This window comes from Streptomyces pathocidini, from assembly GCF_001418495.1.
Taxonomy (GTDB): domain Bacteria; phylum Actinomycetota; class Actinomycetes; order Streptomycetales; family Streptomycetaceae; genus Streptomyces; species Streptomyces pathocidini.
Genome location: NZ_LIQY01000070.1, coordinates 1 through 13,827, shown reverse-complemented (window position 1 = coordinate 13,827; position 13,827 = coordinate 1). Strand labels below are relative to the sequence as shown.

12 protein-coding genes and 1 tRNA gene are annotated in these 13,827 nt (G+C 70.6%); 11 read left to right on the top strand and 2 right to left on the bottom strand.

Annotated features, from left to right (window positions below; all coding sequences use genetic code 11):
- The 10 genes from AOK16_RS04750 to AOK16_RS04705 form a co-directional block, all read left to right on the top strand.
- On the top strand, window positions 1-1,167 hold a 1,167-nt coding region (locus AOK16_RS04750; protein WP_055470949.1), incomplete at its 5' end, for a S1C family serine protease.
- Between the two features lie 43 nt (window positions 1,168-1,210).
- A tRNA-Ser gene (locus tag AOK16_RS04745) sits at window positions 1,211-1,297 on the top strand.
- A 402-nt stretch (window positions 1,298-1,699) separates the two neighbouring features.
- Window positions 1,700-2,077: a VOC family protein gene (locus tag AOK16_RS04740; RefSeq protein WP_055470948.1), complete on the top strand. Its 378-nt coding sequence runs from the start codon at window positions 1,700-1,702 to the stop codon at window positions 2,075-2,077.
- Between the two features lie 377 nt (window positions 2,078-2,454).
- Entirely contained in the window at window positions 2,455-3,651 is a 1,197-nt protein-coding gene (locus tag AOK16_RS04735; RefSeq protein ID WP_055470947.1) for an acyl-CoA dehydrogenase family protein, read from the top strand.
- Window positions 3,652-3,689: 38 nt separating this feature from the next.
- On the top strand, window positions 3,690-4,607 hold the full coding sequence (locus tag AOK16_RS04730) for a bifunctional MaoC family dehydratase N-terminal/OB-fold nucleic acid binding domain-containing protein (RefSeq protein ID WP_055470946.1): 918 nt from the start codon (window positions 3,690-3,692) through the stop codon (window positions 4,605-4,607).
- A 1-nt stretch (window position 4,608) separates the two neighbouring features.
- Window positions 4,609-5,616, top strand: a complete 1,008-nt coding sequence (locus AOK16_RS04725) for an acyl-CoA dehydrogenase family protein (RefSeq protein ID WP_055470945.1) — start codon at window positions 4,609-4,611, stop codon at window positions 5,614-5,616.
- A complete protein-coding gene (locus AOK16_RS04720) occupies window positions 5,613-6,026 on the top strand; it encodes a MaoC family dehydratase (protein WP_055470944.1) in 414 nt (137 codons plus the stop codon). The genes AOK16_RS04725 and AOK16_RS04720 overlap by 4 nt, the downstream gene beginning before the upstream one ends.
- The gene (locus AOK16_RS04715; protein ID WP_055470943.1) at window positions 6,023-7,189 is read left to right on the top strand and encodes a lipid-transfer protein; all 1,167 of its coding nucleotides are present in this window, start codon (window positions 6,023-6,025) and stop codon (window positions 7,187-7,189) included. Before AOK16_RS04720 ends, AOK16_RS04715 begins: the two co-directional genes overlap by 4 nt.
- Before the next feature lie 90 nt (window positions 7,190-7,279).
- The gene (locus tag AOK16_RS04710; protein ID WP_169790860.1) at window positions 7,280-8,365 is read left to right on the top strand and encodes a DUF1906 domain-containing protein; all 1,086 of its coding nucleotides are present in this window, start codon (window positions 7,280-7,282) and stop codon (window positions 8,363-8,365) included.
- Window positions 8,366-8,581: 216 nt separating this feature from the next.
- Entirely contained in the window at window positions 8,582-9,118 is a 537-nt protein-coding gene (locus tag AOK16_RS04705) for a SigE family RNA polymerase sigma factor (protein WP_055470942.1), read from the top strand.
- 288 nt (window positions 9,119-9,406) lie between these two features.
- On the opposite strand, the gene AOK16_RS04700 is transcribed toward AOK16_RS04705, so the two are convergent.
- Complete coding sequence (locus AOK16_RS04700; protein ID WP_055470941.1) at window positions 9,407-10,966, bottom strand: virginiamycin B lyase family protein; 1,560 nt, start codon at window positions 10,964-10,966, stop codon at window positions 9,407-9,409.
- Between the two features lie 537 nt (window positions 10,967-11,503).
- On the opposite strand from AOK16_RS04700, the gene AOK16_RS04695 reads away from it, so the two are divergent.
- Window positions 11,504-13,153, top strand: a complete 1,650-nt coding sequence (locus AOK16_RS04695; protein WP_055470940.1) for a long-chain fatty acid--CoA ligase — start codon at window positions 11,504-11,506, stop codon at window positions 13,151-13,153.
- 249 nt (window positions 13,154-13,402) lie between these two features.
- Here AOK16_RS04695 and AOK16_RS04690 read toward each other — a convergent pair.
- The coding region (locus AOK16_RS04690) for a response regulator transcription factor (protein ID WP_169790859.1) at window positions 13,403-13,827 on the bottom strand (425 nt) is incomplete at its 5' end.

The window sequence follows — 13,827 nt, the reverse complement described above, 5'->3', positions numbered from 1 at the left end:
CCCGGCGGCGCCTGGGGCGCGCCCGTGCCTCCCCCCGGCGGCCCCCGCAAGCGGACCGGCCCGATCGTGGCGGGCGTGCTCGCCGCCGCGCTGGTGGCGGGCGGGGTCGGCGGTGGCATCGGCTACCTCGCTGCCGACCGCGACGACTCCAGCTCGACCACCGTCTCGTCCTCCGGCGACCCGCAGGTGCTCAACCGCTCGCCCAAGTCCGTATCGGGCATAGCGCAGCGCGCCCTGCCCAGTGTGGTGACCCTGGAGGCCCAGGGTTCCCAGGGCGAGGGTGGTACGGGCACCGGCTTCGTCTACGACAAGCAGGGCCACATCCTCACCAACAACCACGTGGTGGCCTCGGCGGCCGACGGCGGCAAGCTGACGGCGACCTTCTCGGACGGGAAGAAGTACCAGGCCGAGGTGATCGGCCGGGCCCAGGGCTACGACGTCGCCGTGCTGCGGCTCAAGAACGCTTCGGGCGCCAAGCTGAAGCCGCTGCCGCTGGGTGACTCCGACAAGAACGTGGCCGTCGGCGACGCGACGATCGCGATCGGCGCCCCCTTCGGGCTGGCCGGCACCGTCACCACCGGCATCATCAGCGCCAAGAACCGCCCGGTCGCCTCCAGCGACGGCGGCAGCAGCAACGCCTCGTACATGAGCGCGCTCCAGACGGACGCCTCGATCAACCCGGGCAACTCCGGCGGTCCGCTGCTCAACGGCCAGGGCGCGGTGATCGGCATCAACTCGGCCATCCAGTCCGCCGGGAACGGCCTCGGCGGCGAGGCGCAGCAGTCCGGCAGCATCGGCCTCGGCTTCGCCATCCCGATCAACCAGGCCAAGCGGGTCGCCGAGACGCTGATCAAGACCGGCAAGCCGGTCTACCCGGTGATCGGCGTCCAGGTGGACATGCGCGAACAGGCCGACGGCGCGCGGATCTCGGAGGCCGGCAACGGCGGATCCGACGCGATCACTTCGGCCGGCCCCGCCGACAAGGCGGGCCTCAAGCCCGGCGACGTCATCACCAGGCTGGACAACACGGTGATCGACAGCGGCCCGACCCTGATCAGCACGATCTGGACCCACAAGCCGGGCGACAAGGTTCAGCTCACCTACAAGCGCGGCGGCAGGATCTCCACAGTCGACGTCACCCTCGGCTCCCGCACGGGCGACAGCTGACCCCTCCGCTAGGCTGATCCCTGCGCCACCTCTGGGGGCGCGGGGAGGGTTGCCCGAGCGGCCTAAGGGAACGGTCTTGAAAACCGTCGTGGCGGCGACGTCACCGTGGGTTCAAATCCCACACCCTCCGCCGAGGTCAGCGAACTAGCTGGTCAGAAGGGGTGCCCCTCACTGAGGGGCACCCCTTCTGCATGCACTCTGTCTCACCCTGGTCCGCCGGTATCCCAGCTCTGACCAGTGCGTACGGCCAACCTGCGGCCAGAATCCACGGCTCTTCGGACCCGCCTTCCTGCTCCGCCAACCCCTGCTCGATCAGCGCGTTCATCCTCGCCTCCGCACTGTCCAGCACCTTGGCGTAGTAGCGCTAGAGCACGGCGACGCTCTGCCCCGCGCGCCGGGCGGTCTCGGCCAGGCTCACCCCAGAACGGACATAGATCGGGAAGCGGTCAAGGCGGACAAGAGGGGGGCGGGCGTGCTCCTCCGAGACATTTTCGGAGGAACCGGAAGGCGTTGGCGTTTTAGGATGCTTTCCATGAACATCACTCATGCCAAAATCGTGACGCTTCCGGTCGTTGACCAGGACCGGGCGAAGGCCTTCTACGTTGATCTGCTCGGCTTCGAGGTACTCATGGACCAGGAGATGGGCCCGATGCGCTGGCTCCAGGTGGCCCCGAAGGGAGCGCAGACCAGCTTCACTCTCGCGACTTCGGCCATGGGCGCCTTCACTCCCGGTCATGCGCAGGGCATTGTCCTGGAGACCGCGGACGTAGACGCCGCCTGCGCGTCCTTGCGGGAGGCCGGTGTCGAGGTCGAGGGGCCGGCCGACTATCCCTGGGCCCGTCAGGCCACGTTCAAGGACCCGGACGGCAACGGTCTGGTGCTGTCCACGAGTGCCGCGGCCAATTCCTGAGCAACGGGCCAATTCCTGAGCAGTCGGGCAGGGGCCTCGCTGGGCAATCCTGCCGGGTTGCGTGAGCGGGGCCCCTTACGTCTGCCCCTCCATGTTCCGGCAGAAGCGATGCGGGCCCACCGAGCCCGGGTTGGCGACGACCTGCCGCGACGCCCGCCACTCGCTGCGCCGTACTCGCCGCGGCACCGCGCGGGCCCGGCGTTCCGTATTTTCGCTCGCGCGTCCGGCGCGGGAAAGGGGTGTGGATAACTTTCGGGAGGGTGGAGAGGGGCCGGTCCGCGGCGTACGCGACCTTGACGGCTCTCGTATTTCTGACGGATAGTCAGAAATCTGGAGTCCGCCATCCCGCCCATCCCGCCGAAGGGGAGGCCGCCGCCGTGCACCTCGCCCCCACCGCGCGCCAGCAGCGGCTGCGCGGGGAACTCCGCGCGTACTTCCGCACCCTCATACCCCCCGACGTCCGCGCCGCCCTTCTAGCGGACCCCGCCGCGCAGCGCGGCCTGCTGCGGCGGATCGGGGCCGACGGGCTGCTCGGACTCGGCTGGCCGACCGAGTACGGCGGCCAGGGCCGCGGTCCCGACGAGCAGTTCGTCTTCTTCGACGAGGCCTACCGGGCCGGCGCCCCGGTGTCGATGGTCACCCTCAACACCGTGGGCCCGACCCTGATGAAGTACGGCACACGGGAGCAGAAGGACTTCTTCCTCCCCCGCATCCTCGCCGGCGAACTCGTCTTCGCCATCGGCTACACCGAGCCCGAGGCGGGCACCGACCTGGCCTCGCTGCGCACCCGCGCCGTGCGCGACGGTGACGACTGGGTCGTCGACGGCGCGAAGTCCTTCACCAGCAACGCCCAGAACGCCGACTGGATCTGGCTCGCCTGCCGCACCGACCCCGACGCGGCCAAGCACCGAGGCCTCTCGATCCTCCTCGTGCCGACCGACGCCCCCGGCTTCTCGTGGACGCCGATCGAGACGGTCGGCGGCCTGACCACCACGGCGACGTACTACGACGGCATACGCGTCCCGGCCGGAAACCTGGTCGGCGCGGAGAACGCCGGCTGGGACCTCATCACCAACCAGCTCAACCACGAGCGGGTGGCCCTCGCGGCGATCGGCATGCAGGCCGAGGACTTCTACGCGGCGACCCTCGCGCACGCGAAAACCCCCGACCCGGCGACCGGCGAACGCCCCGCCGACCGGCCGTGGGTGCGGCTCAGGCTCGCGGAGGTGCACGCCCGGCTGGCCGCCACGCGACTGCTCAACTGGCGGCTGGTGGGGGACGTCGGCGCGGGCACACTCGGCCCCGGCGACGCAAGCGGCGTCAAATTCCATGGAACCGAAAGCGCCGTAGCGGTGTATCGAATGTGTCAGGAAATCGTGGGAGACCGGGCGCTGATCCGGGCCGGTTCCCCGGGGGAGTTCGGGGCGGTGGGAATGGTGAATGCGGTGGGGGACGGCGAGTTGGAGCGGATGAACCGCGCGGCGCAGATCAACACGTTCGGGGGCGGGGTGAGCGAGGTGCAGCGGGAGATCGTCGCGACGATGCGGCTCGGTATGAGGAGGCGGCGGAGGTGAGGGCGGAAGCGGAGACGAGGAAGAGGAAAGGGACGGGCGTGGCGGCGCAGGACGGAGACGTCCTCTACGAACGGCTCAAGGCGTACGAGGGACAGCCCGCCGCGAGCGGTGGCGAGGGCAAGGATCCGGTCAACGAGCCCATGATCAGGCACTGGTGCGAGGCCATGGGCGACACCAACCCCGCGTATCCGGCCGTCGCGCCACCGACGATGCTGCAGGCCTGGACCATGGGCGGGCTGTCCGGGCACGTGGTCCGGTCGCGGGCGTACGACGAACTGACGGCGCTGCTGGACGGGGCCGGGTTCACCTCGGTGGTGGCGACCGACAGCGAGCAGGAGTATCCGCGTCCGCTGCGCCCGGGCGACCAGATCACCTTCGACGCGGTGATCGAGTCCGTGTCCCCCCGGAAGACCACGAAGCTGGGGACGGGGCACTTCGTCACCACGCGGATGGACGTCCGCGCCGACGGAGAGCTCGCGGGCACCCACCGCTTCCGCATCCTCAAGTACGCGCCGGCGAAGCCGAGTCCGGCGCGCGATCGGCCGCCGGCCGACCGGGTCAAGCGGCCGAGGCCGGTGGTCAACCGCGACAACGCCGGGTTCTGGGACGGGGTGGCGCGCCAGGAACTCCTCATCCAGCGCTGCACGGGCTGCGGCACACTCCGCTTCCCCTGGCTCCCCGGCTGCAACAGCTGCGGATCGGCGGATTGGGAGACGGTCCATGCATCCGGTGCCGGGACCGTCTACTCCTATGTCGTGATGCACCACCCGCCCTTCCCCGCCTTCCAACCGCCGTACGCGGTCGGGCTGGTGGAGCTGGCGGAGGGGGTGCGGATGATCAGCAACATCACCGGGGTGCCGCACGACAAGGTGCGCATCGGGATGCCGGTGGAGCTGGAGTTCCTCGCCGTGGACGAGGAACTGACCCTGCCCGTCTTCCGCGGGAGCGAGGGCTGACATGGACTTCACCCCCACCGAGGAGCAGCGGACGCTCCGCGAACTGGCCGTCGAGATCCTGGACGACCTGGAGGGCCCCGAGCTGTGGAAGGCCCTGGCCGCGGCCGGGGTGCTGGGAGGCATGGCCGAGACCGGGCTGTTGGCCACCGTGCTCGTACTGGAGGAGGCCGGGCGCCGGACCGCCGGGATCCCCCTAGCGGCCACTTACGCGTACGGCATCGGGCCCATTGCCGCGCATGGCAGCTCGGAGCAGCGGGAGCGGCTGCTGCCAGGACTGTCCGACGGCTCGGCCGTGGCCACCGGCGCGTTCCCGCAGCGCGGCGGCGTCACCGCGGACGGGCGCGGCCGGCTGACCGGGACCGTCCCCCTCGTGCCGTGGCTGCGGGAGGCGGCCTACGTGCTGGTGCCCACCGCCGACCGGCGCTGCTGGCTCGTGCGCGTCGAGGACGCGGGCGTCGAACCGGTCGAGACGACGGCTCCCTGGGCGGCCGGCCGACTGACGCTCGACGCGACCCGCGCCGAACCCCTGGGCGGGGAGGTCACGTACGCGGATGTGCTGGGGCGGGCCCGGACCGCGTTCGCCGGGCTCCAGGCTGGGGTGTGCGCGGGCTCGCTGGCCAGAGCCGTCGAACACACCGCCGCTCGCGAACAGTTCGGCCGGCCACTCGCCACGCTCCAGGCCGTACAACTGCGCGCCGCCGATGCCCACATGGACATCGAGGCGATCAGGGTCACCACCTACGAGGCCGCCTGGCGCTACGACGAGGGGCTGCCCGCCGAGTCGCACGCGCTGACCGCCGCCTGGTGGGCCTCCGAGGCGGGCACCCGTGCCGTCCACGCCGGCCAGCATCTGCACGGCGGCATCGGGGCGGACGTCGAGCACCCCGTGCACCGGCACTTCCTGTGGGGCCGCCAGCTCGACGCATATCTGGGATCGGCACCCGAACTCCTCGCCGAACTCGGCCAGTTCCTCGCCCAGGAGGAGCGGACGGCGGAGGTGGGCGCATGACCCGGGTGGGAGACGAACTGCCGCCGCTGCGTATCCCGATCACGCGCACGCTCATCGTCTCCGGGGCGATCGCCTCCCGGGACTACCAGGACGTGCACCACGACGCCGAGGCCGCCCGGGCCAAGGGATCCCCGGACATCTTCATGAACATCCTCACCACCAACGGCCTGGTCGGCCGCTACCTCACCGACCACTTCGGCCCCCGGGCCCGCCTGCGCCGCGTCGCCATCCGGCTGGGGGCGCCGAACCACCCGGGAGACGAGATGGTGCTGACCGGCACCGTCACCTCCGTGGAGGACCGGCAGGTGGAGGTGCGCGTGGTGGGGGCCAATGGGCTCGGCCGCCATGTGACCGGCACGGTCACCGTCCAACTGCCCGAGGACACACCGGAGCCGGAGGTGAGCACATGAGCGTCCGCAACCGCGACGCGCTGGGCGGCAGGGCGGCCATCGCCGGCATCGGCGCCACCGAGTTCTCCAAGGACTCCGGGCGCAGCGAGCTCAAGCTGGCCGTCGAGGCGGTGCGGGCCGCGCTCGACGACGCCGGGCTGGCGCCCGGGGACGTCGACGGCCTCGTCACCTTCACCATGGACACCAGTCCCGAGATCACCGTCGCCCAGGCCGCCGGAATGGGAGAGCTGTCGTTCTTCTCGCGGGTCCACTACGGAGGCGGCGCGGCCTGCGCCACCGTCCAGCAGGCCGCCCTCGCCGTGGCCACCGGGATCGCCGAAGTCGTCGTCTGCTACCGGGCGTTCAACGAGCGGTCCGGGCGCCGCTTCGGCGCCGGGGTCCAGCACCGCGAGCCCTCCGCCGAGGGCGCCGCCCTCGGCTGGGCCCTCCCCTTCGGGCTGCTGACCCCCGCCTCCTGGGTCGCCATGGCGGCCCAGCGCTACCTCCACACGTACGGCCTGACGCCGGAGGCCTTCGGCCACGTCGCCGTCACGGACCGCCGGTACGCCGCGACGAACCCGGCCGCGTACTTCCACGGGAAGCCGATCACGCTCGAGGACCACGCCGCGTCCCGCTGGATCGCCGAGCCGCTGCGCCTCCTCGACTGCTGTCAGGAGACGGACGGCGGCCAGGCCCTCGTCGTGACCTCGGTCGAGCGCGCCCGCGACCTGCCGAACCCGCCCGCCGTCGTCCTTGCCGCGGCCCAGGGCGCGGGCCGCGCCCAGGAGCAGATGACCAGCTTCTACCGCGACGACCTGACCGGCCTCCCCGAGATGGGTGTGGTGGCCCGCCAGCTGTGGCGCACCAGCGGACTCGGACCCTGCGACATCGACGTGGGGATCCTGTACGACCACTTCACGCCGTTCGTGCTGACGCAGCTCGAGGAGTTCGGTTTCTGCGCCCCGGGGGAGGCCGCCGGCTTCGTCGCCGCCCGCGCGCTGCCCCTCAACACCCACGGCGGCCAGCTCGGCGAGGCGTATCTGCACGGCATGAACGGCATCGCCGAAGCCGTGCGCCAGCTGCGCGGCAGCGCCGTCAACCAGATACCCGGAGCGGCCCGCGCCCTGGTCACGGCGGGCACCGGGGTTCCGACATCCGGATTGGTCATTGGTGCAGACGGTTGACTTCGGTACGGGAGGTCGCGTGTCTGTCACACCGTCAGGTTGCCGATCCTTTTCACTCGCCCTATGGAAAGACGAAAGAAGATCATTCAAATGATGGCCGCCTTGCTCGCGGCCCTGGCCGCGCTCTTCGGCGGCCTGTTCACCGGCTCCACCGCGTCCGCCAAGGGATCACCCGGGGACGCGCAGAACAGCGACCCCCGGTCCGAGGGCGCCGCGGTCTTCAACGGCCTCGCCTTCGACACCTGCCAGACCCCGTCGCTGGGCTCCATGAACGCCTGGCGGAAATCCCACTACCGGGCCGTCGGGGTCTACTTCGGAGGCCGCGGCCGGGCCTGCAAGAAACAGGCCAACCTGGGGCGGCGCTGGATCCTGGAGGTGGACCGCATGGGTTGGCGGGTGCTTCCGGTCTACGTCGGATCCCAGTCGCCGTGCGTGGCCAGCAGCAACAAGAGACACGTACCCATCAAGGGCAATCCATGGGCCCAGGGTGCGTGGGAAGGGCGCGACGCGGTGCGGCGCGCGGCCGCGCTCGGCATGGAGAAACGCAGCGCTCTCTATCTGGACATGGAGCCGTACCACTACCGCTCCAGAGCCAACTGCGCCCAGCGGACGCTCGCCTTCATCCGCGCCTGGACCCATGAGGTGCAGGGCGAGGGCTACCTGGCAGGCTTCTACAGCAGCGCCACCACGGGCGTACAGCATCTGGAGAAGGCGCGGCGCAGCGGCGTCGGCGACCTGCCGGACGCGGTGTGGTTCGCGCGCTGGCGACGTCCGCAGCAGCTCAACGACGCCGTCCTCAGCCGTGCGGCATGGGCGCCGCACCGTCGTATCCACCAGTACGCGGGCGATGTCTCCGAGTCGCACGGCGGCGTCAAGATGAAGATCGACCGCAACCGGGTGGACGCCCCGGTCGCGATCATCAGCGAGCCCCGCGACGGGTACCAGGCCGGCGGCAGGAACGTGCCCGCCAAGGACCGGATGTCCCAGCGCGGCGAGAAGATGCACGGCGGAAAGCCCAAGATGCACGGCGGGATGCCCAAGGCGTACGACGGGAAGTCGTTCGACAAGAAGGCGTACGACGACGGCGCGACCGACCGGGCCGAGAACTTCGACCAGAACAGCACGGCGGCCGAGCGGTGGGCGCGGCGCGATCTGGCCGTCGCGGGCAGCTTCTGATCCCGGCCTGATCCTGGCTTGCTTCTCCGGCTGCTCCGTGGCTTGCTCAACTCTTGTCAGGCCCTGACCGGCTCCAGCCCGGACCCTGATCCGGGAGCCGTGATTCCTCCACCTCTGGGAGGTGGGGACAACTCCACCCGTACTCCCTGAGGCGGACCCGCCATCGGCACCTGCGGCCGATACGGGGAGGCCCGCGGCGCTCCTAGCGTTGAGGGCATGACCACGCCTGTCTGCACCAGCGCAGCCACCGCAGTGTTCCCGTCGTTCTCGTCGTACGTGCGGGCCCGCGGACCGGTGCTGCTGCGCACCGCCCGCTCGCTGACCGCGAACGCGTGCGACGCGGAGGACCTGCTGCAGACCGCGCTGACCAAGACCTACGTTGCATGGGAGCGGATAGAGGACCACCGCGCGCTCGACGGCTATGTACGACGTGCGCTGGTGAACACGCGTACGTCGCAGTGGCGGAAGAGGAAGGTCGACGAGTTCGCCTGTGACGAGCTGCCCGAGCCGGCAGTCGTCCCGGCGCCGGACCCGGCCGAACAGCAGGCGCTGCGTGACGCGATGTGGCGCGCGATCCTCCGGCTGCCCGACCGGCAGCGGGCCATGGTCGTGCTGCGGTATTACGAGGACCTGACCGAGGCCCAGACCGCCGAGTTGCTCGGGGTGTCTGTGGGGACGGTCAAGAGTGCGGTCTCCCGCGCCCTGTCCCGGCTCCGTGAGGACCCGGAGCTCAGCCTGGACGCTCGCCGCTGAGGCGGAGCGGAGCTGTACGGGGCCGATGGCCCAGGCCGTGATGCGCTGTGACGGACGTCCGCAAGCGCCGGCCACCGCTGTTGTGATGCGCGCCTGTTGTGGATGTGCGCCGACGGGCTGACACTCTTCGACGCCGACGGAGTCGGCGCGCCTCGCCGACCTGCCCGCGACCTTCCGCATGGGTGGTTCCGGCGGAGGCCCCTCCGGCCGGCGATGACGACCGGGCGGAGGAACCTTCGCGTTGTTCGCCTGGCTGGAGGCGGCCTCGGCCGCGGTGGCTTGTGAGGGTCAGGGTCCGAGGACTCCCGCGTGGTCGCTGGACGGCGTCAGGATGACTGTGGGGGTGGTCGCGCCGGCGAAAGTGACGTTGTATCCGTCGTTGAGGAGGATGAGCGCCAGGGTGAGGACCTCGCTCACCTGGGCGACGCCTTGGGCGTTGGTGACGGCGGTGCCCAGGGCATGGGAGCCAGTGGTGAAGACGATCGTCTGGTTCGGCACCGGAAGGCCGGTGACCAGGTCGGTCAGGGTGGCGTACAGGAACGGGAAGTACACCTGCGGCGGGAACAGCTTCGCCAGCGCCGGGGTCGCGGTCAGCGAGGTGGCGTGGACCGGGGCGACATAGGTGAAGCCGTTCACCAGACTGGCGCTGCCGCCAGGGGTGCTGACGGTGACGGTCGCGGCTCCGGACACTCCGGGAGGAGTGGTCGCGGTGAGCTGCGTACCGGAGGGATTGACGGTCACCCCGGTCGCGGGGTTACCACCGATCGTGACGCTGGCCCCGGTCAGGTTGGTGCCGGTGATCGTCACCACTGTGCCGCCCGCGGTGGTGCCCTGGGTGGGGGTGATGCTGTTCAGCGTCGGGGGGAACTGGATGACACTGACGTTGGCCGAGGCGATGTTGGCGACGTAGACCTTGCCGTTGGGGGCGACTGCCGTGCTGATCGGCTGGGAGCCGACGGGGATCGGGACGCCGATTACGGTGTTGGTGAAGGTGTCGATCACCGTCACGTCGTTCGACCCCCGATTGGCAGTGTAGGCATTGCCGTTGGGGCCGACCGAGATGCCCCACGGATTGGTGCCGACGGGGATCGCGGCACCGATCACGGTGTCCGTGGTGGTGTTGATCACCGACACGTTGTTCGACCCGATGTTGACCACGTAGGCGTTGCCGTTCGGGGCGATCGCCACAAAGTTCGGCTGGCTGCCGACGGGGATCGTGGTGATGACGGTGTTGGTGGCGGTGTTGATCACCGTCACGTTGTTCGAGTTCCGGTTGGCGACGTAGGCCTTGCCGTTGAAGGCGACTGCGATCCCGACCGGGCCGCTGCCGACGGGGATCGGGGCGCCGATCACGGTGTTGGTGGTGCTGTCGATCACCGACACGCTGTTCGCGGAGAACCTGCCGACGTAGAGGTTGCCACCGGGGATGACTGCGGCTGCGGCGGGGCCGCCGGCTAGGGGGATCGTGGTGATGACGGTGTTGGTGGCGGTGTCGATCACCGTCACGTTGTTGGAAATGTTGTTGGGGACATAGGCGTTGCCGTTGGGGGCGATCGCCAGCCAGGCCGGCGTGGTACCGGTGGGGATCGAGGCGCCGACAACGGTGTCAGTGGCGGTGTCGATCAACGACACGCTGTTCGATCCGGAGTTGGTGACGTAGAGGTCGCCGCTGGGGGTGAACGCCAGCCCCACCGGATTGGTGCCGACGGGAATGGGCGGGATCGCCAGGAACGTGCTGACCGACGCCGCCAGACCCGATTCCTCCGCCTCGGCGGTCGGCTGGGCCTGGTTGGAGAGGGAAGCTATCCAGAGCAGATCCTGCGACGGTGGCTGAACGCTGGTACTCATGTGGAGCCCCTTCAGTGGGGGCCGCCCCCGGCCTGACGAGCCCCCACGTGGGGTACGGCACAGGCCCAGAAAACCCCGCCCGGGACACCACAACCACGGAAGCCACATCACAAACGCAACGGGCCGCGCACCCCCAGCGGGATGGGCGGCCCATATGGTTCGGTACAGGCCTTATCTCCACGCTGGGAGGTGGGGAAACATCCCCTATATCCTTCAACAGCGGGCAATTCGCGCCTCATTGGCGTGTAGAGGTGCCACGCCATCGGCGTCGCTCGCCCTGCTCGCCCTGCTCGCGCCGGGCCGCGGACCACCGGCACCGTTTCGGCCGCCTCCCGAGTCGTCCCCATGCCGTCGACCCCGACCTCCGGCCCAGCCCGACCTCCGGCCCAGCCCGACCTCCGGCCCAGCCCGGGTCTCCCCGCGCCCGTCCCTCTTCGCGGGCCTGATCTCGCGTGGGGTAGTGACATGCCGTTCGGTATGGACGCAGAATCTGGCGCAGCACGATCCTTGCGCAACCGTGTCCTCGGGAGGCCGACGGTGCTGAGCACGATGCAGGACGTACCGCTGACGGTGAGCCGCATCCTGCGGCACGGCTCGACCGTGCACGCCGGGTCGCACGTCACGACGTGGACCGGGGACGGTGCGCCCGAGCGGCGGGGATTCGACGAGATCGGCGCCCGGGCGGCCCAGTTGGCGCACGCGCTCCGCGACGAGCTGGGTGTCGTCGGCGACCAGCGGATCGCGACGCTCATGTGGAACAACGGTGTTCACATGGAGGCGTATCTCGCCATTCCCGCCATGGGCGCCGTGTTGCACACGCTCAACCTCCGGCTGCCCGCCGAGCAGCTCACCTGGATCGTGGGCCACGCGGCGGACCGCGTGATCATCGTCGACGCGACGCTCGTCCCGCTGCTCGCTCCGCTGCTCCCCCGGCTCGACTCCGTCGAGCACGTCGTCGTGGCCGGCTCCGGCGACCGGTCGCCGCTGGCGGGCGCCCGCGCGCGGGTGCACGACTACGAGGAGCTGATCGCGGGCCGCCCCACCGACTTCGACTGGCCCGAGATCGACGAGCGCGAGGCGGCCGCCCTCTGCTACACCTCGGGCACCACCGGAGACCCCAAGGGGGCCGTCTACAGCCACCGTTCGATCTATCTGCACTCGATGCACGTCAACAGCGCCGAGGCGTTCGCGCTCTCCCCGCGGGAGACGGCGCTGCCGGTCGTGCCGATGTTCCACGTCAACGCGTGGGGCCTGCCGCACGCCGCGTTCATGGCGGGCACCTCACTGATCATGCCCGACCGCTTCCTGCAGCCGGCTCCGCTGGCCGAGATGATCGAGACGCTGCGGCCCACCATGGCCGCCGCGGTCCCCACCATCTGGCAGGGGCTGCTCGCCGAACTCGACGCGAAGCGGCGCGATACGGGCTCCCTGCGCGCCGTCGTCATCGGCGGCTCCGCGTGTCCGCCCGCCCTGATGAAGGCGTTCGAGGACCGGCACGCCATCCGCGTCATCCACGCCTGGGGCATGACCGAGACCTCGCCGCTCGGCAGCGTCTCGCACCCGCCGCACGGGCTGTCCGAGGAGGAGGAGTGGACGTACCGCCTCAGCCAGGGCCGGTTCCCCGCCTCGGTCGAGGCCAGGCTGGCCGGGCCCGGCGGGGGGTTCCTGCCCTGGGACGGGGAGTCGGCGGGCGAGTTGGAGGTACGCGGGCCGTGGATCGCGGGCGCGTACTACGGCGGCGCCGGTGAAGGTCCGCTCCGGCCCGAGGACAAGTTCAGTGAGGACGGCTGGCTGCGCACCGGCGACGTCGGCACGATCACCCCGGACGGGTACCTCACGCTCACCGACCGGGCGAAGGACGTCATCAAGTCGGGCGGCGAGTGGATTTCATCGGTGGAGCTGGAGAACCATCTGATGGGGCACCCGGAGATCGCCGAGGCCGCGGTGGTGGCCGTGCCGGACGAGAAGTGGGGCGAACGGCCGCTGGCGGCCGTCGTGTTGCGGGACGGCAACGCTCCCGACTACGCGGCCTTCAAGGCGTACCTCGCCGAGCGGATCGCCCGCTGGCAGCTGCCGGAGCGCTGGGCGGTGATCCCTGCGGTGCCGAAGACGAGCGTCGGCAAGTTCGACAAGAAGGTGCTGCGGAGGCAGTACGCGCAAGGGGAGTTGGACGTCGTCGAGCTGTGACGGGGCGCCGTCCGGCGGGGGCCGTTCATCCTGGGTTGCGGTCGGTTCGGCACCGCCGGGCCGGGCCGTACCTCTTGCTCGCCGTTGCGGCGGGGAAGTGCTGGGGACTTCGTCCCCAGACCCTGTGCGGGAGGTGTCCCCCGAGGCCCCGTTGAGGCGGTGTGGCTGGGTGGAGGCCCGTCCGCCTTGGCCGGTGTGTCGGGGTCGCCCCCGGTGTGTCGGGGCCGGCGCGGAGGTACCGGCCTTCCCTCAGTTGGCACCGATCTTGGTCAGGAGGTCGACGATGCGAGTCTGGACTTCCGTACTGGTCGAGCGTTCGGCGAGGAACAGCACTGTTTCGCCCGATGCCAGGCGCGGGAGTTCGGTCGGGTCGATGTCGGCCGAGGTGTAGACGACCAGCGGGGTGCGGTTGAGCAGGCCGTTGGCGCGGAGCCAGTCGACGATTCCGGCGCGGCGGCGGCGTACCTGCGTCAGGTCCATCACCACGAGGTTCGGCCGCATCTGCGCCGCCAGCGCCACCGCGTCCGCGTCCGAGGCGGCGCGCGCGACCTGCATGCCGCGCCGCTCCAGCGTCGCCGACAGGGCGCCGGCGATGGCGTCGTGCGCCTCGATGAGCAGGACCCGCGGCGGATGCTGGTCGCCGTCGCGCGGGGCGAGCGCCTTGAGCAGGACGG